Here is a 26,644-nt window from a genome sequence, read left to right on the forward strand (position 1 = left end):
TTCTTCCACTTGTGATTCGGGGTTGCTGGCGATAACCTACAGTCTACAATAGTTATAGCTTCAAGCGGATTTTTTGGAGGGCCGGTAATATGGAAATGGCGATTGGCAAACTGGCGGAACAAAGCGGTTGTTCGGTGCAGATCGTGCGCCACTATGAGCAGGCTGGCCTGCTGCCCTCACCACCCCGCACCGGCGGCAACCAGCGCCGCTATGGCCAGGCGCATCTGCAGCGGCTGCAATTCATCCGCCATGCCCGCGACCTCGGCTTCTCCCTCGATGACATCCGCGAGCTGGTCACGCTGACCGACCGGCCCGACCAATCTTGCGCAGCCGTCGACAGGGTGGCGCAAAAGCATCTCGAGGACGTGGAGCGCCGCCTCAAGCAGCTGGAGGGTATGCGGGCGGAATTGCGGCGGATGGTGCGTGCCTGCGGGCGTGGCCGTATCGCCGATTGCCGCATCATCGAAACCCTGGCGGATTTTTCCCACCAGCATTGCCAATTTCACGAGCACGGCACCACGCCGGCGGCATCGCGGCGCAGAAAACTGTAGCGGCGCGGGGAAAACCGCCAATGGGAAGCCGGACCGGACCCTTGAACCTCCAACGGTTATAGGTATTAGGCTGGGAGAAGCGCGGAAGGAATTCCCTTCCGCATTCATCCATTGGGCAGGATAAGCACATGGCTTCCCTGAACTCCGAGCCGACCAGCCAAGGCGACTCTTACGAATGGTCCATTTCCGGCATGGATTGCGGTTCATGCACGGCAAAGATTCGGGATGCCCTGCGGCGGCTGCCGGGCGTCAGCGATATTGAAATCGGCCTGATGTCCGAGCGGCTGCGCCTGCGGCTGGATGCCGGCGCTTCCACGCCGGACACCATAGAGAAAACCGTGCGCGCCCTGGGCTTTGGCATTGTCGCGCAACAGAAAAGCCAGGTCGAACCGCCGGAACAGCGCGAGCCGGTTCAGCGGCCACACCACGACCACCAGCATCAGCACGGCGATCCGCAGGATCATGGCCAGTCCTGGTACAACACCGGCAAAGGCAGGCTTGCGCTCATCACCGGCCTGCTTCTTGCCGCCGCCTGGGCTATCGGCCATCTGGGATCGGCGCAACTCGGCAACTGGGCTTTCATTGTCGCTTGCCTGATCGGCCTGGTGCCCGTGGCACGCCGCGCCTTTGCCGCCCTGCGCCTGGGGCAGCCCTTCACAATCGAAAGCCTGATGACCATTGCCGCCATCGGCGCGATTGCCATCAATGCGGCCGAAGAGGCAGCCCTTGTCGTCTTTCTCTTCGCGGTCGGCGAAGTGCTGGAAGGTGTGGCTGCCGGCAAGGCCCGCGACAGTATCCGCGCTCTGGCCAGCCTGGTGCCCAAAACGGCCCTGCTGCTGACAGCTGGCGAGCCACGGGAAGTGCCGGCGGAACAGCTTGCCGTGGGTCAGGTGGTGCTGGTGCGGCCTGGCGACCGGATCCCGGCCGATGGCGAGATCATCACCGGCACCTCGGGCATCGATGAAAGCCCGGTAACCGGCGAAAGCCTGCCCAAAACCCGTGGCCCCGGCGAGGCGGTATTTGCCGGCTCGATCAATACCGAGGCCGTGCTGCATCTGCGGGTCACCAAGGCCGCTGCGGACAACACGATTGCCCGCATCATCCGCCTGGTGGAGGAAGCCGAGGAAGCCCGGGCACCGACCGAGCGTTTCATCGACCGTTTCAGCCGCTGGTACATGCCCGCCATCGTATTGCTGGCCGCCTGCGTCGCGCTGCTGCCGCCACTGGCGCTTGCCCAGCCCTGGGATATCTGGATTTACCGCGGCCTCGCGCTGCTGCTGATCGGTTGCCCCTGTGCCCTGGTCATATCGGTGCCCGCGTCGATTGCTTCGGCACTATCAGCCGGTGCACGGCGTGGCCTGCTGATGAAAGGCGGCGCAGTGATGGAAGCGGCAGCCGGCATCACGCATGTCGCCTTTGATAAAACCGGCACGCTGACCCATGGCCGCCCGGAAGTCACCGATGTCGTCGATCTCGGCACAGCCGGCGAAGGAAAAATCCTGGCGGTGGCCGCAGCGGTGGAAGCAGGCTCAAGCCATCCGCTTGCCCAGGCGGTCCTGAAACGGGCGGCGAAGGCCGGCGTCTCGCCGATATCCGGCAGCGCCGCCAGAATACTGCCCGGCAGAGGCGTGGCGGCCACCGTCGATGGCAAGGAAGCCTGGGTTGCCAGTCCGCGGCATGCGGCTGAAGCGGGCATCCTGAACGAGCAGGGCTTGCGCCGTGCCGCCGATCTGGAGCAGGAAGGCAAGACCGTGGCGGTGGTATTCCAGGCCGATGGCATCCTCGGCCTGATCGCCATGCGAGACGAATTGCGCGCCGATGCGGCGGATGCGATGCGGCAATTGCGGGCCATGGGCCTGGGCGCCGTGATCCTGACCGGCGACAACCCGCGCACGGCGGCGGCCATTGCCGGGATTCTGGGCATGGATTACCGCGCCGAAATGCTGCCGGAACAGAAGCTCGAAGCCATCCGCGACCTCAGCCGCAGCGGCAGCGTGATGATGATCGGCGATGGCATCAACGATGCCCCGGCGTTGAAGCAGGCGGCCGTGGGCGTCGCCATGGGCTCCGGCACGGATGTCGCCCTGGAAACCGCCGATGCTGCGGTATTGCGCGACCGCGTGACGGATATACCGGCCAAAATCCGGCTCGCCCGTGCCGCCATGGCAAACATCCGGCAGAATATCGCCTTGGCCCTCGGGCTGAAGGCGGTTTTCCTGGTCACTTCGGTGGTCGGCCTCACCGGATTGTGGATCGCCATCCTGGCCGATACCGGCGCAACGGTACTGGTCACCCTGAATGCCTTGCGCCTGCTGCGTTTCGATCCCGAGCGGGAGGCATGAGGTGACGGCATCTCCCGATCAGCCCGGCACACCGCTGCCGGTATTGGCCGAATCCGCCTTGATGGCGGCATTCGTCATTGCCCTTGCTGCCTCCCTGGGGGCGCTGTTCATCGGCGAAATCATGGGCCAGATGCCCTGCACACTCTGCTGGTATCAGCGTATCGCCATGTTTCCACTGGTGCCGATCCTCGGCATCGCCCTGTGGCGGGCTGATTTGACGGGCGCGATCTATGCGGCTCCCCTGGCGCTTGCCGGCTTTCTTCTGGCCGCCTGGCATTCCGGCCTCTATGCCGGAATGCTGCCCCAAAGGATCGTGCCCTGCAGCGCAGACGGCCCTTCCTGCATCGACAACGCTCAAATCATTCTCGGCCTGCCCATCCCGTACCTATCGCTCGGTGCCTTTGCCGCCATCATCAGTTGCTTCTGCATCGCATGGAGAACCCGTTCATGAAACGCCGCAGCCTCATCCTGGGTGTCTCGGCCCTGGGCGCCGCCGCCTTTGCCTCCGGCGCTTTTTATTGGGACCAGCGCCGCAAACAGGAAGCGGCGCTCAAGGCTGCGGCCACACCGCCGGCGGAAGAATCCATGCTGATTCGGGCCCATTCCCCCATCATCGGCCCACGGAATGCGCCGGTCACATTGGTGGAATTCTTCGATCCCTCCTGCGAAGCCTGCCGCGCCTATCATCCCTATCTTAAAGCCTTACATAGCGAATTCCCGACCCAGTTCCGTGTCGTCATACGCTATACGCCGTTTCACAAGGGCTCCGATGAAGCCGTGCGCATCCTTGAGACCGCACGCATGCAGGGCAAGTTCGAGGCCGTGCTCGATGCCCTGCTCGCCCAGCAACCGCACTGGGCCATGCATGGCGCACCGGCATTGGATGTGGCCTGGGAGGTGGCAGGGACGGCAGGACTGGATCTGGAACGCGCCAAGGCCGATCGGCTGCATCCAGACATTACCGCGCTCCTGAACCAGGATACCGCCGATGTCCGGGCGGCGCAGGTCCGTTTCACCCCGACCTTCTTCATGAACGGCGAACGGCTTGAAGTGGCAGGGCCGCGCGATCTTACCGACCGGGTCAGGGTGGCGGTGCGGCAAAGCCGCTGACCTTCAAAAACTATAGTGACACGATAAGCCAAACGCATTGTTTGGTCTTTTCACGCCGCTGGGCGCTGTCATAGCCAATCATGAATGCCTGCCAAGTCCAAAACCTGCAGAGAAGTGCGGCACCTCCGATCAAACATTACACGGCATCTACCTAGCGCCCCGCACTGCTCACCCGACTGGAAGATGTTGGCGACGATATCGTACCCGAGGATCGCAAACCGCTGCGCGAGGTCAGCATCCATCTGCCGCCAGGCCGGGATTTCAAATGATCCGGTGATGACCAAAACTCGGTACCCATAGGAAGCTTAATTTTTCTACTAAGAGCAAATCCGTATGGCACGCTGGTCTGCACCTACGCCATAGGTGACTTCTGCCTTATACCCCCTACCAGTGGGCGCGGGCAGCACGATCCTCAAATCGCTTCACAATCTCCTTACCGTCATTGATCCCAAACATCATTTCAGGCCACCAGACGGTGCCGAACTCTTTCCAGATTTCATACATCAGTCGGTAGGATGGGCTGCTGGCTTGGTGATTTCGGGTGCCATCGGCAAACCAGTAGACGCTGTAGACCCGATACGGATGCTTGATGCAGTAATCGACTGCGCCGCGGCGATCATAGATATCCTTCCGAACAACGCTGGGTGCTGAGAAAAGGCCCGGAGGAAGTACCTTGTTCGCCGCACGCTTCTGCCGCTCGGTCTCAACTCCCCAGGCGACTCCCTCAACGTGGAAAGCCACGATCGGACGATAAGGCGTCCTCGTGTCGCGTTGATTTCGGTAGACTGCGAACTCTATCGAGAACACGCCATGGCGCCCGCCCATGATTTCTCGCACGGCCGCCTTCATGGCCTCCTTGTCGAAGAACCACTGCCCGACCGATGTATGCCAATCGGCGGTCAATATTGTCACCTTCTGGGCATTCTTCTCGCCCGCCAGCACCGGCGCGAGAAGATCGTCCAGGATGGGCCGCATCAGCAACGGCGCGGCTGGGTTCACATAGCATCCATCACCGGCCCGATGGATATCAAGCGCCGGCCGGCCAAGGCTCCAAGGGCCCCGCTTCAGATTGAGTTCCAGAGCGCGCTCCAGCCTTTGGATTGTGTTCCGAGCATCCCTCAATGCCAGAACCGGATTGTGATAGGAACGGCCCTTTCCGGGGTAGAGTTGATAATCCTCATTAACATGATGCTCTTCCGGCCCAACATCGTCCTCAATATCAGAGTGGTCGGAGATATCACTTATTTCCAAATCATCTGATGAATCATCCGGCGGGCAATCAAAACTATTGTCGCGGGGCAGCAAACCATCCCCTCTTAGACTCCAGCCCGGCTCTCGAGGGTTATAACGTTTGTGCAATCGAAAGTTCCTGCTCATGCTCTCAATTAGCAATTCTGCCGATAAAGTTTACGCAACATGGTGCGCACACAAGCATCTGACAGAATCGCCCCTCCTTTCTGAAAAAGTGCATTCGGCGCTTCGCGCGCATAAGCGCTTGCTAGATTCCATTCGGATCGCGGAGGAAATCCGCTTCATATGACAGAATCTCCTCGCGCCGATAGCGGACGATTCCATTCCGAAATTTAATGTACTTCGGACCCTCGCCCATGGAGCGCCAGTTCTGGAGGGTTTTGACTGAAACGCCCCACCATTCTGAAAGAGTCTTCTCGTCGAAGCGGGCAGGTAGACCAGTTCCATTTGTGGGTGGAACCGCACGGCCCGGATTGTGCGAATCATCCACTTTCAAAACGGAATGAATTGATGATTTCGTCGTCATGCCGACACCTATCTGTTGATGACGACATCCCTTTACAAATACGAAAAGTCGCTACTTCTTGAGCCAAATCTTCCCATTATTTTTCATATTGAAAAATATTCCTGAGCGAATTATTCTGCCAAATCTTCACATTGAAAGATGCGCCAAATGGCTGAAAAAGAATCCTATAAAGAAATTTCCGAAATGAAAAACCGGATTGAAAAAATCCTTGCCGGACAGACCGACCACTTCGATTGGAGATGGGTGCCGCGGGAAGCCCATGGACGCCGCGGCAGCATGGAATACAAGAAGCGGGCCCTGGTGATGGCGCTCGATTTTCTCAATCGTGCTGACAAGGACAAACAATTACGCTCCGCCCTTGATAAGAAGACGCGGGGTGCCGAATATGCCGTTCGGGAGAACGCGGTTCCGCAGGTCAGCATCATCCGGCTATTATTTCCGGCGCAATCGGGCCCGACTGAATATCGGCTCGGCTGTGCTCTGAATTTTTCCCGAGACAAGAAATTTGCACCGAAACAATTCTACGCGGACATGGAAAAGCGAGGTGGATATACCGGGTATGTCGACGCCCTCAAGGGGAGTAAAAAATCCGAAGCGAAGAGCGCCAAGGCCCTCAAGGCGGCCAGCGAGATCAAGCAGGCTCTTCAAAAAGGAGGCGCCGAACAAACGAGTGAAGGTTCCGGCTTGCACATCGGGCGGGGCAAATGGCTGGTCGCTCTTGGACGCCGGAAGAAATCAAACGGCTTAATTGAATATTACAGCTTCCGGGCCATAAGCGATGCCTCTCTCCTGAAGCTGGTCAAGCTCTTCCCGGAACTGAAGGCAGACTAATCGGAAAGCAGTTTGTGATATCGCTTCAGGGTCGACCACAGCCAATCGGTCTCGAAGGCAGCCGGGGGTGCAGTCGGTGCGATTTCAATTCGCCTGCTGAATACGGCGATGCAGCGATGGGCCGGATTGTGGCGCGAGACATAGAGTATGCCGTCCGGCTTGGCGGGATGGGCATGCAAGGCCGCCGCCCAGGCGCGGGAAATCGCATAGGGTCCGGTGTTCACGCCGTTATCCGTGCCCAGCGCATTCAGGCCCGACCCGGCGAAATCCACCAGCCGCATATCTGAAGCTGCTTGAAGGATGGACCAGCGGCGCGACGCCACTTCCGACATGGCGACCATGCGTAATTGCGGATTACGCAGCAGGGTTTCGACAAAGGCGATTTCGAGATTGGTTCCGACATAGAGCGTGCCGAAACGGCCATCGGGGTCATCGAATCGCTGCGATGGCGGCTTGCGCGGGCCGTAATAGATCGGGTCGCGGTTCGCCGGATGAACCCGATAAAGCGGCGTGGCGGCCGGCCACGGCACCAGGGGCAATTCCCGCTTGGCAAGATCGGCCGGCGGCCCCGGGGGCAAACGCGGGCCTGAATGGCCACCGCCGGCCGATTTGCCTTTACTGACCGCCATGCCCTGCCGCCAAGTCCATCACCTCGGCGACCTGGCCGGCCTGCAATGCCTGCAACGGGCTTAGGCCCAGCAAGGCATCGTCCGCCGTAAGCAGCCATTCCAGGCGCATCCAGCCATCCTGGATCGGCAGTGCTTTCAAGACCTGCTGCAAACCGGGGACAAGGCCGCGACTGGTGAACTGGCAGGATGGATAGCGCAGGTCGCTGCCGGCCGGGAGGGCGATCAGCTTGCCGGCCTTGCGCTGCTTGTCGACGCCCTGCCGGCTGATCCCCAGCAGCTCGGCAACCTCGCCGACCCCGATGCTGCCGCCGGCCCTGGCCAGCAGCTCGGTCTTGTACTGCGCCCCCTCTGCGAGCAGCCGCGCCGCCGGGTCCAGTTCCTCCACCGCCGGCAGGGCGGCAGCGGCAGAGGCCAGCACGGCCAGGCCGCCGGCATCGGTCGGTGCCTGCAGGGCGCTATCGACCAGGCGGGGATTGTCCTCGATCACCCGGCCGAAGGCGCGCAGGGTGCGCATGAGCAGGGCGGCCCCGGGGCCGGCCGATTTCGGGATGGCGATATCGTCGCCGCCGACGCGCAGGCGCCAGAAGGCCGGATCGCTGCCGGCGGCTTTCCGCGAGGGCGTCTGCCGAGGGGATTGACGCGCGTCTGTCCTTGCCGCCACCATCATGACCTCCATGGATGAACTGGTTTACCTTATACCATTATTCGTGTTTATTTACATGGTAAACTGTGAGCAAAATTCATCGGTTTTCCCTCTCCATTTTTTGGGACAAATTTGGGACAGTGAGGGCCGGAAAACGAGGGGAAAAGCGGGGAATCGCGGGAAGCTAATTCCCCACCTAATATATTGATATAAAAAGAATATTAGAGATTTTTCAAGAGGTTGCAAAACCCGCTTCGAGCGCTTCCCAAGCTTACGACGGGGGTTCGATTCCCCTCACCCGCTCCAAAGAAATCAAATGCTTATCCGCCCTTCAGAGCCTCGACAGCTCGCTGTACGGAAAAAATACGAAAAAATCAGTGCTGAATTTCCCCGGACGCGTATGGACGTTCGGCTTGGATTCACCAGCCCTACAGCGCCCCACATCCTGATAGGATTCTCCCTCATCACTGCCCGACACTCGCTCGTCTAAGCTTGATTTGGAGCGTCGATATGCGAATTGCGCTCGTAAACGGACATCGCAGCGAAGCCGCTCCTGGCCTGGCCGGCATCTGCCAGGTCTGTCAATCGCCGACGATTCCCAAGTGCGGGAACCTCCGCGCTTGGCACTGGGCTCATCAGGGCAAGCGTGTTTGCGATCCTTGGTGGGAAGAGACCGAATGGCATATTGCCTGGAAGAATCGGTTTCCATCTGATTGGCAAGAAATTCTCCATACTGGGCCAAATAGTGAAATTCATATTGCCGATGTGAAGACGCCGACCAATTACGTTCTAGAGTTTCAGCACTCCCCGATTTCAGAACTCGAACGACAGTCACGCGAGGCTTTCTATGGGTCTATGGTCTGGGTCGTCGATGGCCTACGCCGCATACGAGACCGGAAGAGTTTCACCAAGACCATTCATGTAAAAAATCGTAAACCGCTAGTCTATTCTGGCTTTGAGGACGAGTGCGCTTTGCTGCGTGACTGGTTGGGCCGCCCTGTAGATGTCGTTTTCGATTTTGGCGAGTGCAAAGAGGATATAGCGACATTCGGCAGGCCGGTTTTGTGGCAACTACACCCGGATCCGCAGCGCCAAGTACTCCTAACGCCGATTTACACCGATGCATTCATCGAGATGCTGCACAAAGGCGGAGCTTTACAGCGACTATTCTACAAGCCCGCACCTCCTCCAGCAGTACGCATTCCGCTTCCGCCGCTTCTTGAGCACCCGCGCCGTCGCTTTCGGAGGTTCTAGTGACATCAATCTCCACTCCCGCGTCAGCGGCTTCTCTCTTATCGTGGATGTATATATTGCACTTCGCAGCGAAGCAGGCGGCCCAGCCGCTCCTTTTTTCCATTTTCTTCCACTTTTCTATCCTCTTCTCCTTCTGCATCAGTCGTTAGGTTGGGGCTCCCGGCCGACATGGCGGCCCTGAAGAAGGAACTGAAAATGGCAGATGGAAAAGGTGGTAGTGGGGGAAATGGCAAGGGCGGTGGCGGACCGAGCCAATCGGATCTGGACAACCGTTCCGATCAACTGAACCCCAACAACGACGCCTATCATCAATCTCGGGGCTTGCCGGAACGCCCTGAAGATTGGGACGAAGAAGACTGATTTATCAGGCGGCGCAATGGCAGATCAAAGCCCTAGCGCCGCCTTTTCCTTGAGTGCCCTAGCGTACATCGCCGGATAATCAGAGAACACCGAAACCGGATCGAACCCTTCGAGCTGTTCTTGCTGAATTTTTTCACTGACGGAAAGCAGCCAATCCAATAGTCGCACTAGCGCGATCGCGATATAGACACCCTTAGCTTGTATCTGGTTCTGTTCCCCGACCACTCCAATTGTTGAGGCAATAATGTGGGGTACTCTGCTCCACGCTGGATACTCGCCATTGTACCACCACGTCTTAAATAGTGATCTCAGGGTGTCTAAATCTTCCCCAGCTGTCCGAGGCGCTAGAAGAAAATCCGATAGGGCGCGGACTGACTTAATTTTCTTATCGGCCTTCACCACCTCCAAAAAGCATCTCATAGGCCTCAGTATTTTCCCGTTTTCCCGGCGAGGCATGAGCGGGCCTAAGTTTGGCGAAGCCTTTCCCACGAAATAATCCGCATCAAAAAAAGCCAACAGGTACAGTGTCGATGAAATCATTATCGGCAGTGCGGTTCGGATAAACTGCTCTTTGGTCGAATAGCAATCTATTCGCTCGACGATATGCCGAAGGTTCGGAAAGTCGCTCACGCCCCAGTGTAAGATATGATCAACCGCTGCCTTGAATTGACCTCTTGCGAACTCTCTCCTCGCCAAGTTCGCTAGCTGCTCAAGCCGGATGGCTTCGCCCCCAAAAAGCTTCATCTCCGGCCCACCTGCAGCAACCACGCCAGCGTTCCAGCTTACTATTGAGGTTTCCCAAGGCGGCCCATCGGGGATGGATTTTGCCACCTCCAAAATATCGAACTCTGAACTGGGTACGCCGAAGCCCTCCGACAGCCGGCGCATAAAAAGGTCGAAAGTTTTTGCTTGAGGCCGCTTAGTTCTGCCGCGAACGAGATCACGAAACACGCGCTTCTCCGTCGGCGTTTTACCCAGCATCTGCGGATACCCGAGAATTCTCTGAATATGATCAGGAGTAAGTGCGAAGACCAAAAAGCCACCTTTGAAAATCTAATGCTGCTGCCGATAGCATCCTTGGCAGGGGTCAATTTGGCTATTCATTTTCCTCTGAATTCGCGCCGGGATTTTTGCCAAGTCGATAATTAACCATTTACGCCTATCTATTTGATTATATTGACAAATTAGTCTGACCTGATATACTACTTATGCGGGTGTTTTAAGTGAAAACGAGGCTAAAATGGCAGGCAAACAAGCCAAAATCTTAACAAGCGGCCAGTTACGGCTGGCCATGGCCGAAGCAGGCCGCAGCCGGCATGGCCGGCGCGATCAAGCAATGCTGCTGCTATCAGTCAAAGCCGGCCTACGCGCCGGCGAGATTGCCGGCCTGACCTGGCCGATGGTCGAGACTTCAGATGGTCATCTTGGCGATCGAATCGAGCTGCGAGACGGGATCGCCAAAATGGGCAGTGGGCGCATGATCCCGCTGCACCCCGATTTGCGGCAGGTTCTGATGCGGCTGCGACGGCACCGTGGCCCGAGCGGGTATGTCATTGAGTCCGAGCGCGGCGGACCGCTGAGGGCCAGCAGCGTCGTGAACTGGTTCAAAGCATTCTACGGTGAACTCGGCTTCGCTGGTTGCTCGTCCCATTCGGGGCGGCGGACCTTCATCACTCGGGCTGCCCGGCTGGTCCATAGGGTTCGAGGCAGCTTGCGGGATGTGCAGCAGTTAGCTGGGCATCGCTCAATCGAGCAGACCCAGCGGTATATCGATGGCGACAGCCACGCCAAGCGCCGCCTGGTGGCCTTGGTCTGATCAGTCATACGCGTAAATGGCCGGAGGGTTCTGGCCAGGGTTAGTAACGGCAAGCCGGGACGAGCTGATCCGGTGTGAAGCCGCAGTTCCAATCAGCTCCCTCAATCGAAAATCTGGAGTGATGTCATGCGTGGACCAATTCGGTCGCCGCGGATAGCGGCCCTATGCGTGCTGGGTAAGCGCGCCCATAGAGTATTCGTCAACAAGCCTAGGAGCGAACTGCTGATCGCAGCCGCAACTGCCATCGCGGAGGACACCGCATGGCAAAACCTGGATGCCATGCTGTTGCCCGGTGCCTATTTCCGACTCTCCGCCTATATCGGAGACAAGAAACACCCTACCCGGATCAGGCTGCTCGCCAAGGAGGCCTTCATGCCTGCCGTGAGGCGGGCGGCGGCGAGCCTGGCTGATACCTCACCAGGTAGCCTTTTGGTCTTCGGAGCCGACTCAGCTTCGCCCCGACGCTGGGAGTTCGGCGATCAGTTTTGCATAGGTGTTAGGTCGGATGGAATCGCCGGTCTCGCCCGGAAAGTCATTCCGTCCAATCCCGACACCATCCACTGCATGCGGGTCTATGTCCCCGCCCAATCGGACTATTCCTCGCCCCATCGTTTCGTGACCCTGCCGAGCGGCCATAAGGCAGTGCTCAATTCCTGTTTCGATATGTTCGGGATCTGCGGCGATCCTGCCATGCTGGGAAAGCGCGGATCGCCGATCCGGGATTTATGGCTCCCGAATGGCAAATGCCCAAGGGTCGAGGAATCCGGTTTCAAGTCGCTCCGCGAACAGGCGCTCCAGGATTGGCAGGCCCTGCTCGATGAGCATCGTCCTACCCTCGCTCTCGCTGCCATCCATGCTTTCAAGCTGCCGGGGCGCGATGGCTATTGGCAGCGGCACGGGCTGGCGGTGGCGTCTGCTGCCCTGCAAGGCGGCCTAGCTGTCGGAGCAGCGCATTTTGAAGAGAAGCTGCCCCAAGCGAACCAATCGCCCCTGGCTGCCATGAATGTGCCCCGTGAGGCTTTGGCAGAGGGACCGAAACGAGGTCCGTATCGGTTACAGCCGCTCGCCGCCAAAACAATTCAGGTCGGAAATCAAACCGCCCTGCTGCGCCTCTACGGCGCCGAGTAAACCTCTCTAGTCCACCTTAAAACCCGGAAGTCACCGCGCCCGCCTCGGCTGGCGCCTGCGCTCTCTTATTGCCCATCGCAATCCTAGAAGGAGATCACATGATCGAACGTCCTGTTCATATCCGCCGCATCGTCGACCACGGCAGCGTCGTATCGCTGCTGGGCCAATATGACGATGACGGAACTCCAGCCCGCATCACCGTGGATCACCGCCCATTTGTCCGGTTCTGGCAGGACTGGGCTTCGGCAGGGCATCCGCAGCCAGTGATGCATGATGCCGACGAAGCCACCCTGCGGTTCGAGTGAGGACATCATGAGCATCGGAAGCAACGTCGAACCGCCGGCCCAGGTCATCAAGGCCATTTTGAGCGTTAAGAACAGGGGGCAATCCTTCCATATTCGGATCGAGCCGGAGGGCGATCCAAGAAATTTCGCGCTCATCTGCTATCGGGCCCGTCTCTATGCCTGGTCGCTGCCGCAGTTCGAGGCTGGGGACTGGGCCGCGGCCTTCCTAGCAGCTGCCAAGCCGCAACGGGCAGATGACGACGTAAAGGGCGGTGCTAATTTTGCGCTCTGCAGCCATTGGTGGGACCAGGGTCAGCTCGATTTTCGCTATGAGGTCTCAGCATTAGAAGCCGAGCTGGTCATCAAGGTCTGGCGTAGAGACCTTTCGGCTCCGGCATACCGGCTCTCACTCGCCTTCGCTGGAACACTCGAAGAATTCGCTGCTTTCACAGGACTTGAACCACCAACTCCGGTCCAGCGGCGCTACCTGGCGCTTTTCCAGGGTCCAGAGACCGAGCTGTTCATTCTGGCCTTCGATGGCACCGCTGAAGAAGCCGACGAACTGGACAATCGCCTGGAACGGGCGCGGCGATTGAATCTACTGGTCACGGGTTTGGTGATCTCAGCATTAGGCCCGTTTTTTGACCTCGGTGCCGAGAGCATCCATCTCACCCTGGATCAGCTTTTCAACCGCTTCCCGCCTCGGAGGCCATTTCCAGATCACGCGCCTGAGGTGCCCACCGGCCCACCATCTCTTTCAACGCTCCCTCCAAGCCCGCTGACACCACCGGCTGGCAGTGCAAAGGACGGTGCGCCATGAATTCATCTCGTAAAGGCATGGTCACCCTCGCCGAAGCCGCGCAGGTGGTGCTCGACCGCTGGAGCCGCGGTGACCTGGCCGCGGCGGTCCGAGAGCTGGATTCGGCGCTCCGGCAATATCGTCAGGGCCAGGACTCCGACCAACAAGCACAGGATCAAGAGCGAGGCCATCATGACCGTGGATGACCTCGCTGAACTCCTGGAGGGCGTGCCGCTCAGCGCCGAAGTTCTGGTGCTGGCGCCGGACGGCCGCAATATCGCTTACCGGATTATCAGTGTTCGGGTCTCCAATCCTCGCGCCCAGCGTCACCGACCAACCTGCCTCTACCTGGTGCTGGAGACGAAGGGCCAACCCGTCTCCCGACTGCGGCTGCTCCGCCGCCGTCCGTTTCGTCCGTAGTCGCGCTTAATCCACCTTTAACGCTAATCCATCCGCGCCGCCTGGGCCAACCACCCGGCCGCGCCACAGGAGACTCTTGCCCATGTCTAACACACCGACCGATCGCGAAGATTCGGCTGAACAGTCCCAGCGCATCGCCAAGCTCAATGACGGCTTCCGCACGAGTGGCGGCGTCGGAGGGCGCTTCATGATAACCGCCGGTGTCCAGGCGCTCGGCCCCATTCATGTGGCCGAGCTAAGTCGCTTGGTGATCCGGTTCGACGCCTTCACCGAGGACAACGATCCCTATGGCGAACATGACTTCGGGGGCATCGAATACGGTGGCCAAAAGTTCTTCTGGAAAATCGATGCCTACGACAAGTCGCTGGAGTTTGGCTCGCCAGATCCTACCGATCCGGCTGTCACGACCCGAGTGCTGACCCTCATGTTGGCGCAGGAATACTGAGCCGGGTTCAGCGTCTGGTCGCGGCTTCGGAAATCGCCCGCGTCAACTCGGCAATATCCGCCACTGTGACCTCGGCGTTTCCATCCAACAGGATGCGGAATTTCTCGACAAGTTCGGCCCGGGCCTTCTGTTGGGCTGTTTGCTTCGGCATATCCGCCCAATCGAAAAGGTCGATAAAGCCGACCTTCAGCGCCTCGGCAATCTCGAACACCGTTGACAGCCGTGTCGAGGAAAACCCGCGCTCGATATTCGACACGGTATCAACGCTCTTACCGATTATTTCGGCCAGGTCTTCCTGACTGAGCTTTCGCTCCTTGCGGAGCGCCTTGATCCGGCGGCCCAATGCCTTTTGGCGAGCCTCGGCCGGTGTCGATTTACTGCGTTTGTCCATGCCCGAATGTCGTTTCGGGCTGCCCCCTTAACCACCGAGGAAAACTACGGAAATGCCACTTGACCGGAGATATACTCCGAGGATAATTGCGACAAATTGGTCGAGAAACGTCACAATCCGGCATTTCCCTCCGAATCGAGGCCCGCCGGAGACACAAGCATCTCTACATAACTCTGCGTCGCGTTTCTATTTCATCTCTTGCATCATGGAGAAACATTCATGCGACAGTTCGTAATGTTTATATTTGCAATGATCGTCACTGCTTTCTCAGGCATCAGCTACTCCCACGCCCAATCCAAGGAAAATGTCACTTACCCAAATGTAGTGATTCCAGGACTAGGTGGGGCTGTTACCGTGTACGCGGGCATCTATAAGCCTCGCGGGAACGGCCCTTTCCCAGCCGTCATTGTCCTGCATGGCTGCGGCGGCACCGATTATAATCACAAGGCTTGGGCCGAGCGTTTGGTGTCATGGGGTTATGTGGCACTTGTCCCTGATAGCTTTATGTCTCGCGGGCACAAGAGCATCTGTACTCAGACTACTGTTGTAACGCCGGAAATGCGGGTTTCCGATATCATGGGCAGCACTGAGTACCTTGCCGGCCTGCCATATGTGGCAAAGGACAAGATTGGCCTGGTCGGATTTTCACATGGCGGCTGGACTGTCATGAAGGCCGTACAGGAAAGATATCAATTAAAGTCTTTCGGCATCCGAGGGGCTGTCGCCTACTACCCTTACTGCAATCCAAAGCAGGATTCGAAAATCAGCATCCCACTCCTTATCCTCATTGGAGAGGATGACAGCTGGACTCCGGCGCCTCTCTGCCGCGAACTGCAGGCAAACGACAATCTAAAGTCAGCAGCCCCTACTGAAATGGTTTTCTACCCCAACACGTATCACAGCTTCGACCGGCCTGAGCGCATCACTGAAGTGGATGGCTGGAGCGTTGGGGGTGGTGTGAAAAAGCACAAGATTGGTGGCAATCCAGTAGCGGCAGAAGATTCATTCAAAAGAAGCAAGGCATTTTTTGAGCGGGTATTCTCTGCCGCTAATAATTGAGGCTAGCCCATCCAATCGAGCATCCGACGTTAAAAACAGCCACTTAGTAGAAATGATGTAAAATGCACTCAAGCATATGATTGGAAGATTTACCCATCTTCCCTGAGAAGATACCGTGAAATTACCATAAATTTTGAGATTATCCGCAGGCCCATGCCCGGACACATCAATGCTGATGCGAATGGCCGGCATGCGCTTGGGCCAGGGGGCCAAAGGAATGGGCTTCCGTGGCCTGCTCGCAGAGGTTTGCCTCGATCTGCACTGTCACGTGATCGGTAATAGCCGAATATCCGCTGCCGATCGGCCGGGCGTCGGCCGATACGGATTGCTACCAGCGAGATGGCAAGAGCTGCCGAGTCGGTGAACATATGCGTAGCGTCGGAAATGAGCGCCAGACTGTTGGTCAGAATGCCGCCGACAACTTTAGCTATCAGGAAAGTTGTGGTGAGGCCTAGGGCCCACCAGATCGGTCGCTCGCTCTGGCCTTCGATTTTGACGCGATTATGGTCATGTCCCACACCCATATTGTCCTCACAAGGTTAGTGGCCATGCCGGTGACGAATATCCGGGTAATGTTGCAAGCATTGCTTCGTAAGCGCGTTTGAGTTTCATCCTGTCTATATATTTGACGATCGCAACCTATCTAAAATCTGCTCCATCTGGTCGATCTCCCCCTGTTGGCCCTTGATGATCTGCCGGCACAAATCGGCTAGTTCGGCATCGGTGATGTTGGCCTCACGGCACATCAGGATGGCGCCCGAATGATGCGGAATCATGGAGCGCACGAATTCGGCATTCCCGACGGCTGCCTGTGTGCGCATGCCGACATAGCTGCCAATGAACACGAGTGCAGCCACGGCAACGATCGTCCAGTTCAGACGCTGTATGGGGAACATCGAGCGCATGGCGACAAGCATGACGAGAGCCATGGGGGCGACCATCATCAAGGTCATGTAGACGTTGTTGAGGTTGAAATGGAAATCCGACAGCGAATTGATCATGGCGTACATGACCAGGTACATGATGGCGAAATCGACCGCCAGCTCAGCGGCGAAGCCCCAGTAATGGGACTTATGCATCTCCGTCGAATGGTGCGCCATGATATGCCTCCAGGACCATGATCAGACCGGCCTAAGAGTAACGCGAATAGACTGTGGTCGTTCCACCCTTCGCAAACAGCAGGACGTCGTATGGATCTGCCTTCCCGGTCTCCATGCCGGGCGAGCCTTCCGGCATGCCGGGCACCGTCAGGCCAAGCGCGTCCGGCCGTTCGCGCAGCAGGCGCTGGATATCAACGGCTGGGACATGGCCTTCGATGACATAACCGCCGACGCGCGCGGTATGGCAGGAGGACAGCTCAGGCGTGAGGCCGGCACTCAGCTTCTCCTGGTTGAGCAGCGCCATCGGCACATCCTTGGCCGTGACCGGGAAGCCAGCCTTGCGCAGATGGGTGATCCAGGCGTTGCAGCAGCCGCAGCTTGAGGTTTTCAGCACATGGACTGTGTCCGTTGCCCGCGCCGGGAGTACGGGCAGGGCTGTTGCAGAAAGCGTCAGTACCAGAAAACTGCGTCGATTCATGGTGGTCTCCTTCACATCTTTGGAATGTTGCGCTGCTTGATCAGGGCATAGATCGCCGGAATGACGATCAGCGTCAGCAAGGTGGATGAGACCATGCCACCGATCATCGGTACGGCGATACGCTGCATCACCTCCGAGCCCGTGCCGGTGATCCACAGGATCGGCAGCAGGCCTGCCATGATGGTAATCACCGTCATGGCCTTGGGTCGCACGCGGTCAACGGCGCCCTCGATGATTGCCGCCCGCAGGTCCGCCTGTGTGAACGCCCGTCCCTCGCTGTGACAGAGCGCCTTCCGGTCGCGAAGTGCATGGTCGAGGTAGATCAGCATGATCACTCCGGTCTCGGCGGCGACGCCGGCCAGCGCAATGAAGCCGACGGCAACGGCCACGCTGAAGTTGAACCCCATCCAATCCATCAGCCAGAGTCCGCCGATCAGGGCAAAAGGCAGGCTCAGCATCACGATCAGGGTTTCCGTCATGCGCCGGAAGTTGAGGTAGAGCAGCAGCATGATCACGAAAAGCGTCGCCGGAACGACAATGCGCAGGCGCTGCTTGGCACGTTCCAGATACTCGTACTGACCGCTCCAGGCGAGCGTCACCCCCTTCGGCACCTGGATCTCGCGGGCCAGTAACGCCTGGGCGTCTGCCACATAGGAGCCGATATCGCGGCCCTGCATGTCGATGAAGACATAGACCGCGAGCTGGGCATTCTCGGTGCGGATCCCGGTCGGACCCTGCTCCAGCCGGGTGCTGGCCAGCTGCCCCAGCGGCACCATGGCGCCGTTGGGCAGCGGTACCAGCACCTCACGCGCAATGGCCTGGGGGCTGGAACGCAGCTCGCGCGGATAGCGGATAATCACGCCATAGCGCTCCCGGCCTTCCACAGTGCTGGTGACCATCTCGCCGCCCAGTGCCATGGCGATGACGTTCTGCACGGTGTCGATCGATACACCATGCCGGGCGAGCGCCAGACGGTCCGGTTCGATGGTGAGGTAGTAGCCGCCGATCACACGCTCGGCAAAGGCACTCGATGTCCCCTGGACCTTGCGCAGGCTGGTCTCGATCTTTCTGGCGAGCCCATCGAGTTCGACCAGGTCAGGTCCGAACAGTTTGATCCCAAGCGTGGTACGGATGCCGGTCGAGAGCATGTCGGTGCGCATCTTGATCGGCATGGTCCAGGCGTTCGAAACACCTGGGATCTGCAGTGCCTGATCCATCTCCCGGATCAGGCTGTCCACGGTCACACCTGGCCGCCATTCCGACTGCGGTTTCAGGTTGATCACGGTCTCGAACATCTCGGTCGGTGCTGGGTCGGTCGCCGAATTTATGCGGCCGGCCTTGCCAAAGACACTTTCCACCTCCTGGAAGCTTTTGATGATCTTGTTCTGGGTCTGCACCAGCTCGGCTGCCTTGGCGATCGACAGCCCCGGCAGGGTGACGGGCATGTACTGGATGGTACCCTCGTTCAGGTTCGGCATGAATTCCGTACCGATGCGGGAAAGCGGAATCCAGCTCAGGCCCAAGGCCAGGACGGCGATCGCAATCGTCACCCCTTTGGCGCGGAGCACGAGGTCGATCACCGGCCGGTAGGCTGCAATCAGCAGCCGGTTCACCGGATTGCGGTGCTCGGGCACGATCTTGCCGCGGATCAGCAGTACCATCAGTGCTGGCACCAGCGTCACGGAAAGGAGAGCCGCACCAGCCATGGCGAAGGTCTTAGTATAGGCCAGCGGCTTGAACAGCCGGCCTTCCTGGGCTTCGAGCGCGAAGATCGGGATGAAGGACACCGTGATGATGAGCAAGCTGAAGAAAAGCGACGGTCCGACCTCGACGGCCGCCTCGGTCAGCACCTTGACACGATCAGCCTCCGGGCCGGCCCGCTCCAGCCGTTTATGGGCATTCTCGATCATCACGATGGCAGCATCGACCATGGCGCCAACCGCGATCGCAATGCCCCCTAAACTCATGATGTTGGAGGTGATGCCGAAAGCCTCCATCAGGATGATCGCGATCAGGATGCCGACCGGCAGGGTGACGATGGCGACAAGCGCACTGCGCATATGCAGCAGGAAGATGAAGCAGACGAGCGCCACCACGATCGACTCCTCCACAAGGGTCGATTTAAGCGTGGCGACGGCCCGCCGGATCAGTTCCGAGCGATCATAGACCGTCACGATGTCGACGCCTTCGGGCAGGCTTGCCTTCATCTCTTGGATGCGCGCCTTAACCCCGTCGATCACGGCAAGCGCATTCTGGCCGGCTCGCTGGATGACGGTGCCGCTCACCACTTCGCCTTCGCCATTCAGCTCGGTGATGCCGCGGCGCTCATCCGGCCCCAATTCGATACGGGCCACATCGGAGAGCCGCACCGGCGTGCCGCCTTCCGACTTCAGGACGATCTGGCCGATATCGGACAGGTTGCGCAGGTAGCCACGGCCACGGACCATGAATTCGGTCTCGGCCATCTCGATCACCCGGCCGCCAACATCCCGGTTGCTCTGCCGGATCGCCTCGGCGACCCGCTCGAGCGGGATGTTAAAGGCCTGCAGTTTGCGGGGATCGACCACGACCTGATACTGCTTCACGAAGCCGCCCGCAGAGGCGATCTCGGCCACACCATCGGACTTGGCCAGCTGGTAACGGAAATTCCAGTCCTGCAGGCTGCGCAGCTCGGCCAGCGTCTTCTGTGCCCCGGTGACGGCATACTGGTAGACCCAGCCCACACCGGTCGCATCGGGGCCGAGTGCTGGAGTGATGCCGGCGGGAAGCCGTTTGGTGGCGAAATTGAGGTATTCCAGCACCCGGCTGCGCGCCCAGTAGAGGTCGGTGCCTTCCTCGAAAATCACATAGACGAAAGACACCCCAAAGTATGAGAAGCCGCGCACCACCTTGGAACGGGGCACGTTCAGCATGGCCGAGGTGAGCGGGTAGGTGACCTGATCCTCCACCACCTGCGGCGCCTGACCCGGATATTCGGTGTAAACGATGACCTGGGTATCGGAGAGGTCCGGGATGGCATCGAGCGGCAGCCGGCTTAGTGCAACAAGGCCGGCCGCGCTCAGGAACAGGGTTGCAAACAGCACCAGGAAGATGTTGCGGGTCGACCAGCGGATCAGGGCGGCAATCATTTCGGCGCCTCCTGGCCCGACTGCGCTGCCGATGGCGGTGCAAATGATTGCAGGGCCGCTTTCAGATTGGCTTCGGCATCCAGCAGGAAGTTCGCCTGCACCACCACGGCCTCGCCCTCATCTAGACCGTCGCGCACTTCGATATAGCCATCACCGCGGGCCCCCAGCTTGACCTCGCGCGGATCGAACCGGCCCATGCCGATATCGACGATGACGATCTGGCGTCGGCCACTGTCGATCACCGCGCTTTCGGGGATGGCCAGCGTCTCTTCGGTGACGGCCTGGGTATTCAGCAGCACCGAGGCATACATCTCGGCCTTGAGCGCACCATCCGGATTGGGCACCTCGATTCGCACCCGGGCGGTGCGGGTGTCGCGGTTCACCGTCGGATAGATGAAGGCGACCTTGCCGGCGAATTTGCGGTTGGGATAGGCATTCACTGCGATCTCGACCGGCTGGCCCGGTTTGATCAGACCCAGGTCCTGCTCGTATACCTCAGCCTGCAACCAGAGCTGGCTGTCATCCACCAGGCGGTAAAGCCGTTCGCCTGGCATGATGCGCATGCCTTCGACCACGGCCTTGTCCATCACGAGACCCTGCATGGGGGCGGCAATGGCGAATTGCCGGCTGACCTGGCCGATGCGTACCAGGCGGTCCTGGACAGCTTTGGGCAGATCGAGGTTGCGCAGCCGTGCCAGCGCCCCCTGGACGAGGCGTTCCGCGTCATTGCGCACGGCCCGGTCATCGGAAGGTGCCTCATCGCGCAGGCGTGCGGCCAGCAGGTATTCCTCCTGGGCCTGCACCATGGCCGGGCTGTAGACCAGCATCATGGTTTGGCCGGCCTTGACCGGCTCGCCGGTCGCATTGACGAGCAGTTTCTCGATCCAGGCCTCGTATTTGACCGTCACATCGACCTGGCGGCGTTCGTCGAACTGGAAGCTTGCAGTCGCGCGCACCGGCCTGGACAGCATGCGGCTGCGGGCATCTTCGGTGCGGACGCCGAGCAGTTGGATCTTCTGCGGACTGAGCTTGATGCCGCGATCAGGTCCTTCTTCCTCACCTTCATAGACAGGGATGTAATCCATGCCCATCCAGTCTTTCTTTGGGGTGGGGGAGACATCAGGCAGGCCCATCGGGTTGCGGTAATAGAGCAGCTTCTTTTCAGCCTTCTGCGCTTCTCCAGCCGGCTGGCTCGATGTCATGGCTGACATAGTGGTGTCCTTGCCACGAATTGCTGCTGGTAGGCCGTGCGTTCCCAGGGCGTAGCCGCCAACACCAGCCAGTGTCGCAATCGCGACGCCGGCCAGGATGAATTGAGGGCGAATCATAGGTCACCTCCGACCAGACGTTCGATTTCGGCCAGCAGCCGGCGTTGTTCGGCCTGGGCCCGGATGCCATCCAGTTCGACTTCGCGCAGCCGGCTCTGCGCCTGAACCAGGTCAGCGAAGCCGCCGCTACCCTGCTCATAGGCGCGCAACTGGGCAGTCAGGGCTGCCCGAGCCTGGGACAGGATGCTGCCACCACTTAAACTCTCGATGCGCCGCTGAGCCTCCAGACCGGCCAGCATCTCGCGCAGAGTTGCGGCCAGTTCCAGTTCAATGGCCTGGCGCTGGACCCGAACAGCGCTCTGTTCGGCAATCGCCTCGTTCTTCTTGGCATCCCGCAGACCGCCGCGCAGCGGAATGTTCAGGGTGACATAAGCCTCATAGGCCCGGACCCCGAGATCCCGTTCGATCGTACCTACGCCAAGCGACACGTCTGGCACCCAGTCGGCATCGGCAAGCCGCCGCCTGGCATCGGCGCCGGTGCCGCGGGCGGCCAGCTGACGGAATTGCGGGTTGCGGTCGAGCGCTTCGATCATCAGGCTGTCGAACTGCAGCCGCTCGGGCCTCGGCATCGGAGCCAGCCCGAGCGGCGGCTGCAGGTCGGCACCAGCATCTCTGCCAAGCAGCCCATTCAGGCGGGCATCGAACTGGCGTACATCGCCCTGCAGGCGCGCAATCTCGGTTTCGAGCCGGTTCCGGGCCAGGCGGCTGTTGAGCGCACCTTCCTGTCCGATCCGCCCTTGCGCATAGCCACGATCTGCTGCCTCGACAATGCGGTCCAGCAGGCCACGCTGTTCATTGAGGATGCGCAGACCCGCTTGAGCAAGAAAACGCTGTGCCTGGGCCGCTTTGATCCGCGCGACCAGTTCGTTGGCAACCAGCTCCTGACGCGCCTGCGCATCCGCCGTATCGGCATCGGCGATGTTGCGGCGCAAGTCGCGTTTGCCACCCAATGGGAAGCTCTGTTCCAGCATGTATTTGCGGTAGCCAAGCTGGTCGGGCAGCAGGCCGGATGAGCGCGTGTTGTCGTTGAATTCGACCCGGAAGGTTGGGTCGGCAAGGCTGTCGGCCGCTGAGGCGCGGGCCATCGCCATGTCGCGCTCAAGGGCTGCGAACGCGATATCGGGATGCTGGCTGCGTGCCGTCGCCAGCAGCAAGGGCAACTCGCTGCCCAAAGCAGGCTGTGCGAGCGTCGGTTGAGCCATAACCGGGATGCCGATCGTGGCAACCAGCATCAGCATGGCGCCAATGGCACCACGCCATACAAAAGCTTCGAACATGGAAAATGCTCCGTTTCCAGACGTCAGACATGGCCCGGCAGGCCGGGCCGTGGGTCAGGTCAGGAGCGGAGGATCGGCGGATCGTAGAGCGGCGGCGGCAGCCAGTCGGCGATGCCACGGCCGACGAACGATGGTTCAGCCACAACAGTAAGTCGGGTCATGGCGGATTGCGTAGGCAGGCTCACGCCCGGAATAGCGATGCAACCAACCTTGCATTTCGACAGATCAGCATTGCCATTGAGACCGGCCTGATCGGCTTCGTCGCAGCAATCGTGACCTGGTGCCAAGGCCTGGATGATTTCCAACTGAACTGTGCTGGCATCATTGGCCGGCGCGCAATTGGCACTCATCGGCGCCAGAGGGCCCAGCAGAAGCCCGATGGCGACCAAAAGACGGAGCGCTTTAGCCCAACCGGCGGTCATGGGCATAGTCTACACCGACTCTGCCCGGTTCCGAACGGCAAAGTGACGCAGGTCGGACGGGCATTCCAGCGCGGGTAGATCATCAATGATCATGATGCGGCCCGACATCACCGACCACGTCGACCCATTGCCCGGCATTGAAAATGAGGCGCAAGGGGACATGCACGCCGTTGCGCAGTGTTTCACGCAACCCGGTCAGTTCGACCCACATATGGGATGTGGCGAAATCGAGGGCCTGCTCTGGTTTCACGCCAAGTGAGTCCAGCTGCAGCTGGCGCCCATCGCCGGGATTGAACATGATCCGGCTGCCGGATGCGATCGGCGTGTCGACACGCAGCAGGTGGATGATGCTGCCTGTATTGTTATGGATACTGAATTTCAGGACCGCACTTGTGCCGTTGCGCGGCTCGATCAAGGCGTGGTCGACATCGATCTGGGGACCGAATTCCGTATGGGCACGAACTGCTGGTGGGAGCAGCAGCACAAGAACGAACAGCATGAGCGCCCATGCAGCGTGACGCCGAGGTACATGATGATGGTCACGCCAGACCTTCATGCGGCTGGTCACCTGAAAAGAGACGGAATTAAGCTTAAGCGGCATGGGCGATGTCCAGCAAAACCTCCCCTAACCGAATGGCGGACCGAAGGACCCACGACGGCGCCGTCCGGATCAGGGGAGGCCTCTGCCGGCCCTTTATTTCTTGGGCTCGACCGAGGTCACGACCATGGCGCCACTGTCCTTGGTCACAGTGAAATTGACCGTCTCTCCGACCTTGGCCTTGTCCAGCAGACTCGAATCCCGCACCTGGAAGACCATGGTCATACCCGGCATATCCATGCCTTCGATCGGGCCATGCTTGATGGTGATCTTGCTGGCGTCCTTGTCGACCTTGCGGATTTCACCTTCTCCTTTGCCCATCATCTGGGCAAAAGCGTCAAGGCCAGCTCCACCAAGAGCCAGAAACACGGCGGCGGCGAGGATAAGCTTTTTCATGATGCAACTCCTTTTCAGTTTGACTGTTCAACGCGCCAGCGGTTCGAGCGCTCGTCATAGGCCGTTACTCGATCCGTGATGCATTGGCGGTACTCTGCCGTGCCGGCCCGGCTAAGCTTTACGCAGGCCGCCTGATCCACCGGAAAGGGTGGATTCGACTGCGCGGCGCACCCGGCCAGGACCAGAAGAATCACGACGGAACTGATGTTGGACATAATGACCTTCCTGATTAGCGGACGATGATCTTGCCCTTCATGCCACCCTGCATGTGGCCCGGAACCAGGCAGCCATAATCGAAGGTACCTGCCTTGGTGAACTTCCACAGGATGGTCTTGGTCTTGCCTGGATCGACGGTCACCGCATTGGGATCGTCATGCTCCATCTCCGGGTTCTTCTCCATCACCGTGGCATGCTCAACCAGCTCATCCATGGTGCCCAGCGTCATCTCATGCTTAAGCTGACCGCTGTTCTTCACCACGAACTTGACCGTCTCGCCGCGGGAGACCATCACGGTCGCAGGGCTGAAGCGCATCTCGTCCGTCATGTTGACATTGATGACCCGGGCATTGGCCTTCGGATCGCCAGGCTCGCCCAAGGCTGCGGCATGGCCATCGTAGGCACCCTTCTTGTCGTCATGACCGTGGCCGCCGCTATGGCCAGGTGCTGCGGAGACAGCGACGGCCGCCAGGCTAAGCGTGCCGCTGACCAGCATGAGCATCATTTTGCGATGATTCGAGAGCATTGAGTTTTCCTTCTGCAGTGTTACGGCTCTTCAGCCGCGCTTGTTAACGTCGCCGTTGTACTTGTAGGCAACCGTACCGGGCGGGTTCTTGTACCAGCCGGGATCCTTGTAATCGCCGCGGGCCAGACCCTCGCGGACCTTCACGACGGTGAACATGCCGCCCATCTCGATCGGCCCGAACGGACCAGTGCCGGTCATCATCGGCAGGGTGTTGTCGGGCAGCGGCATTTCCATCTCGCCCATATCGGCCATGCCGCGCTCACCCATGGTCATGTAGTCGGGAATGAGCGAGACCATGCGCTTGGAGATGCCGCGATGATCGACGCCGATCATGGTCGGCACGTCATGGCCCATGGCGTTCATGGTGTGGTGCGACTTGTGGCAGTGGAAAGCCCAGTCGCCCGGATGCACGGCGTCGAACTCAAATGCCCGCATGGCACCGACCGGGCAGTCGATGGTGACTTCTGGCCAGCGTGCCGATGGCTGTACCCAACCGCCATCGGTGCAGGTGACCGCAAAATCGTAGCCATGCATGTGGATCGGGTGGTTGGTCATGGTGAGGTTGCCAAACCGGATTCGCACCCGATCGCCCATCCGCACCGGCAGAGTGTCGATGCCGGGGAAGACACGGCTGTTCCAGGTCCAGAGATTGAAGTTGGTCATCTCTGCGACCTTGGGTGTTGCCGCACCCGGTTCGATGTCGTAGGCGTTCATCAGGAAGACGAAGTCGCGGTCCACCCGGTACTGGTTCGGGTCGCGCGGATGCACGATGAACATGCCCATCATGCCCATGGCCATCTGCACCATCTCGTCGGCATGCGGATGGTACATGAAGGTGCCGGATTTCTTCAGCTGGAATTCGTACACGTACGTCTCGCCTGGCCTGATCTGCGGCTGGTTCAAGCCTCCGACACCATCCATGCCGGCCGGCAGGATTTGGCCATGCCAGTGGATGGTGGTGTGTTCCGGCAGCTTGTTGGTGACAAACAGCCGGACCCAATCACCTTCGACGGCTTCAATCGTTGGGCCAGGTGACTGGCCGTTATAGCCCCACAGATTGGCTTTCATGCCGGGGGCAAGTTCGCGCACGACCGGTTCGGCGACCAGGTGGAATTCCTTCCACTTGCCGTTCATGCGCCAGGGCGCGGACCAGCCGTTCAGGGTCACGACCGGATTGAACGGCCGGCCGGTGCTGGGCAACGGCGGCGGCTCGGTCTTGGGGCCGGCCGGATAGGCCGGTTCCGGCAGGGCGGCGAGCGCCGAGCGGCTAACGGCCGCAGCGGCGATACCGGTGGCGGCGGCAGAAAAGAGATTGCGTCGGGTGAACATGCTCGTA

General features: G+C 59.6%; 33 protein-coding genes. 15 read left to right on the plus strand and 18 right to left on the minus strand.

Annotated features, from left to right (window positions below; genetic code table 11):
• The first annotated feature begins 89 nt into the window (after positions 1-89).
• The 4 genes from V6B08_RS15495 (at position 90) to V6B08_RS15510 (ending at position 4,003) form a co-directional block, all read left to right on the plus strand.
• Entirely contained in the window at positions 90-551 is a 462-nt protein-coding gene (locus tag V6B08_RS15495) for a MerR family transcriptional regulator (RefSeq protein WP_341982489.1), read from the plus strand.
• Positions 552-679: 128 nt separating this feature from the next.
• Entirely contained in the window at positions 680-2,893 is a 2,214-nt protein-coding gene (locus V6B08_RS15500; RefSeq protein WP_341982491.1) for a heavy metal translocating P-type ATPase, read from the plus strand.
• Between the two features lies 1 nt (position 2,894).
• Positions 2,895-3,344, plus strand: a complete 450-nt coding sequence (locus V6B08_RS15505) for a disulfide bond formation protein B (RefSeq protein ID WP_341982493.1) — start codon at positions 2,895-2,897, stop codon at positions 3,342-3,344.
• Positions 3,341-4,003: a DsbA family protein gene (locus V6B08_RS15510; RefSeq protein WP_341982495.1), complete on the plus strand. Its 663-nt coding sequence runs from the start codon at positions 3,341-3,343 to the stop codon at positions 4,001-4,003. Before V6B08_RS15505 ends, V6B08_RS15510 begins: the two co-directional genes overlap by 4 nt.
• A 384-nt stretch (positions 4,004-4,387) precedes the next feature.
• Here the strand turns inward: V6B08_RS15510 and V6B08_RS15515 are convergent, their stop codons facing one another.
• The gene (locus tag V6B08_RS15515; protein ID WP_341982497.1) at positions 4,388-5,308 is read right to left on the minus strand and encodes a hypothetical protein; all 921 of its coding nucleotides are present in this window, start codon (positions 5,306-5,308) and stop codon (positions 4,388-4,390) included.
• A gap of 193 nt (positions 5,309-5,501) precedes the next feature.
• Positions 5,502-5,780, minus strand: coding sequence for a helix-turn-helix transcriptional regulator (locus V6B08_RS15520; RefSeq protein ID WP_341982499.1), 279 nt, complete (start codon positions 5,778-5,780; stop codon positions 5,502-5,504).
• 147 nt (positions 5,781-5,927) lie between these two features.
• Here V6B08_RS15520 and V6B08_RS15525 point away from each other — a divergent pair, with 147 nt between their 5' ends.
• On the plus strand, positions 5,928-6,611 hold the full coding sequence (locus tag V6B08_RS15525; protein WP_341982501.1) for a hypothetical protein: 684 nt from the start codon (positions 5,928-5,930) through the stop codon (positions 6,609-6,611).
• On the opposite strand, the gene V6B08_RS15530 is transcribed toward V6B08_RS15525, so the two are convergent.
• Entirely contained in the window at positions 6,608-7,240 is a 633-nt protein-coding gene (locus V6B08_RS15530; RefSeq protein ID WP_341982503.1) for an RES family NAD+ phosphorylase, read from the minus strand. The genes V6B08_RS15525 and V6B08_RS15530 overlap by 4 nt on opposite strands.
• Entirely contained in the window at positions 7,227-7,916 is a 690-nt protein-coding gene (locus V6B08_RS15535; RefSeq protein ID WP_341982505.1) for a helix-turn-helix domain-containing protein, read from the minus strand. Before V6B08_RS15535 ends, V6B08_RS15530 begins: the two co-directional genes overlap by 14 nt.
• Positions 7,917-8,393: 477 nt before the next feature.
• Here V6B08_RS15535 and V6B08_RS15540 point away from each other — a divergent pair, with 477 nt between their 5' ends.
• Together V6B08_RS15540 and V6B08_RS15545 are read left to right on the plus strand one after the other, a co-directional pair.
• Complete coding sequence (locus V6B08_RS15540) at positions 8,394-9,137, plus strand: competence protein CoiA (protein ID WP_341982507.1); 744 nt, start codon at positions 8,394-8,396, stop codon at positions 9,135-9,137.
• A 168-nt stretch (positions 9,138-9,305) separates the two neighbouring features.
• Positions 9,306-9,497, plus strand: a complete 192-nt coding sequence (locus V6B08_RS15545) for a hypothetical protein (protein WP_341982509.1) — start codon at positions 9,306-9,308, stop codon at positions 9,495-9,497.
• A 24-nt stretch (positions 9,498-9,521) separates the two neighbouring features.
• Here V6B08_RS15545 and V6B08_RS15550 read toward each other — a convergent pair whose 3' ends face one another.
• Positions 9,522-10,478 (minus strand): hypothetical protein, encoded by a 957-nt coding sequence (locus tag V6B08_RS15550; RefSeq protein WP_341982511.1) that lies wholly within the window; start codon positions 10,476-10,478, stop codon positions 9,522-9,524.
• A gap of 259 nt (positions 10,479-10,737) precedes the next feature.
• Between V6B08_RS15550 and V6B08_RS15555 the strand changes: the two genes are divergently transcribed.
• The 7 genes from V6B08_RS15555 to V6B08_RS15585 all read left to right on the plus strand — a co-directional run bounded on the left by V6B08_RS15555 (position 10,738) and on the right by V6B08_RS15585 (position 14,389).
• Complete coding sequence (locus V6B08_RS15555; protein WP_341982512.1) at positions 10,738-11,313, plus strand: tyrosine-type recombinase/integrase; 576 nt, start codon at positions 10,738-10,740, stop codon at positions 11,311-11,313.
• A 126-nt stretch (positions 11,314-11,439) separates the two neighbouring features.
• Positions 11,440-12,441: a hypothetical protein gene (locus tag V6B08_RS15560; RefSeq protein WP_341982514.1), complete on the plus strand. Its 1,002-nt coding sequence runs from the start codon at positions 11,440-11,442 to the stop codon at positions 12,439-12,441.
• A gap of 98 nt (positions 12,442-12,539) precedes the next feature.
• Positions 12,540-12,746 (plus strand): hypothetical protein, encoded by a 207-nt coding sequence (locus V6B08_RS15565; RefSeq protein ID WP_297683033.1) that lies wholly within the window; start codon positions 12,540-12,542, stop codon positions 12,744-12,746.
• A 7-nt stretch (positions 12,747-12,753) separates the two neighbouring features.
• The gene (locus V6B08_RS15570) at positions 12,754-13,545 is read left to right on the plus strand and encodes a hypothetical protein (RefSeq protein ID WP_341982518.1); all 792 of its coding nucleotides are present in this window, start codon (positions 12,754-12,756) and stop codon (positions 13,543-13,545) included.
• Positions 13,542-13,730: a hypothetical protein gene (locus tag V6B08_RS15575; protein ID WP_341982520.1), complete on the plus strand. Its 189-nt coding sequence runs from the start codon at positions 13,542-13,544 to the stop codon at positions 13,728-13,730. The genes V6B08_RS15570 and V6B08_RS15575 overlap by 4 nt, the downstream gene beginning before the upstream one ends.
• Positions 13,717-13,944, plus strand: a complete 228-nt coding sequence (locus V6B08_RS15580) for a hypothetical protein (protein WP_341982521.1) — start codon at positions 13,717-13,719, stop codon at positions 13,942-13,944. Before V6B08_RS15575 ends, V6B08_RS15580 begins: the two co-directional genes overlap by 14 nt.
• 82 nt (positions 13,945-14,026) lie before the next feature.
• Positions 14,027-14,389 carry a DUF3768 domain-containing protein gene (locus tag V6B08_RS15585; protein ID WP_341982522.1) on the plus strand — a complete coding sequence of 121 codons (363 nt, stop codon included), beginning with the start codon at positions 14,027-14,029 and terminating at the stop codon, positions 14,387-14,389.
• Positions 14,390-14,396: 7 nt separating this feature from the next.
• On the opposite strand, the gene V6B08_RS15590 is transcribed toward V6B08_RS15585, so the two are convergent.
• On the minus strand, positions 14,397-14,780 hold the full coding sequence (locus tag V6B08_RS15590; protein ID WP_341982523.1) for a helix-turn-helix domain-containing protein: 384 nt from the start codon (positions 14,778-14,780) through the stop codon (positions 14,397-14,399).
• A gap of 219 nt (positions 14,781-14,999) precedes the next feature.
• Between V6B08_RS15590 and V6B08_RS15595 the strand changes: the two genes are divergently transcribed.
• On the plus strand, positions 15,000-15,839 hold the full coding sequence (locus V6B08_RS15595; RefSeq protein WP_341982524.1) for a dienelactone hydrolase family protein: 840 nt from the start codon (positions 15,000-15,002) through the stop codon (positions 15,837-15,839).
• Positions 15,840-15,928: 89 nt separating this feature from the next.
• Here V6B08_RS15595 and V6B08_RS15600 read toward each other — a convergent pair whose 3' ends face one another.
• From V6B08_RS15600 to V6B08_RS15655, 12 genes are all read right to left on the minus strand, one after another.
• Positions 15,929-16,363 carry a cation diffusion facilitator family transporter gene (locus V6B08_RS15600; RefSeq protein WP_341982525.1) on the minus strand — a complete coding sequence of 145 codons (435 nt, stop codon included), beginning with the start codon at positions 16,361-16,363 and terminating at the stop codon, positions 15,929-15,931.
• Positions 16,364-16,456: 93 nt separating this feature from the next.
• Positions 16,457-16,939 (minus strand): DUF305 domain-containing protein, encoded by a 483-nt coding sequence (locus tag V6B08_RS15605; protein ID WP_341982527.1) that lies wholly within the window; start codon positions 16,937-16,939, stop codon positions 16,457-16,459.
• Between the two features lie 31 nt (positions 16,940-16,970).
• Positions 16,971-17,417, minus strand: a complete 447-nt coding sequence (locus tag V6B08_RS15610) for a DUF411 domain-containing protein (protein ID WP_341982530.1) — start codon at positions 17,415-17,417, stop codon at positions 16,971-16,973.
• 11 nt (positions 17,418-17,428) lie between these two features.
• A complete protein-coding gene (locus V6B08_RS15615) occupies positions 17,429-20,545 on the minus strand; it encodes an efflux RND transporter permease subunit (protein WP_341982532.1) in 3,117 nt (1,038 codons plus the stop codon).
• Positions 20,542-21,873 carry an efflux RND transporter periplasmic adaptor subunit gene (locus V6B08_RS15620; protein ID WP_341982534.1) on the minus strand — a complete coding sequence of 444 codons (1,332 nt, stop codon included), beginning with the start codon at positions 21,871-21,873 and terminating at the stop codon, positions 20,542-20,544. Before V6B08_RS15620 ends, V6B08_RS15615 begins: the two co-directional genes overlap by 4 nt.
• A complete protein-coding gene (locus tag V6B08_RS15625) occupies positions 21,870-23,150 on the minus strand; it encodes a TolC family protein (RefSeq protein WP_341982536.1) in 1,281 nt (426 codons plus the stop codon). Before V6B08_RS15625 ends, V6B08_RS15620 begins: the two co-directional genes overlap by 4 nt.
• 59 nt (positions 23,151-23,209) lie before the next feature.
• The gene (locus V6B08_RS15630; protein WP_341982537.1) at positions 23,210-23,572 is read right to left on the minus strand and encodes a hypothetical protein; all 363 of its coding nucleotides are present in this window, start codon (positions 23,570-23,572) and stop codon (positions 23,210-23,212) included.
• Positions 23,573-23,654: 82 nt separating this feature from the next.
• Positions 23,655-24,173 carry a copper chaperone PCu(A)C domain-containing protein gene (locus V6B08_RS15635; RefSeq protein ID WP_341982538.1) on the minus strand — a complete coding sequence of 173 codons (519 nt, stop codon included), beginning with the start codon at positions 24,171-24,173 and terminating at the stop codon, positions 23,655-23,657.
• 93 nt (positions 24,174-24,266) lie between these two features.
• The gene (locus tag V6B08_RS15640; RefSeq protein ID WP_341982539.1) at positions 24,267-24,566 is read right to left on the minus strand and encodes a copper-binding protein; all 300 of its coding nucleotides are present in this window, start codon (positions 24,564-24,566) and stop codon (positions 24,267-24,269) included.
• Between the two features lie 14 nt (positions 24,567-24,580).
• Positions 24,581-24,781 (minus strand): hypothetical protein, encoded by a 201-nt coding sequence (locus V6B08_RS15645; protein WP_341982541.1) that lies wholly within the window; start codon positions 24,779-24,781, stop codon positions 24,581-24,583.
• A gap of 14 nt (positions 24,782-24,795) precedes the next feature.
• Entirely contained in the window at positions 24,796-25,308 is a 513-nt protein-coding gene (locus V6B08_RS15650) for a cupredoxin domain-containing protein (protein WP_341982543.1), read from the minus strand.
• Between the two features lie 30 nt (positions 25,309-25,338).
• Positions 25,339-26,637 (minus strand): multicopper oxidase family protein, encoded by a 1,299-nt coding sequence (locus V6B08_RS15655; RefSeq protein WP_341982545.1) that lies wholly within the window; start codon positions 26,635-26,637, stop codon positions 25,339-25,341.
• Positions 26,638-26,644: the final 7 nt, after the last annotated feature.

It is taken from the genome of Ferrovibrio sp. MS7, from assembly GCF_038404985.1.
Taxonomy (GTDB): Bacteria; Pseudomonadota; Alphaproteobacteria; order Ferrovibrionales; family Ferrovibrionaceae; genus Ferrovibrio; species Ferrovibrio plantarum.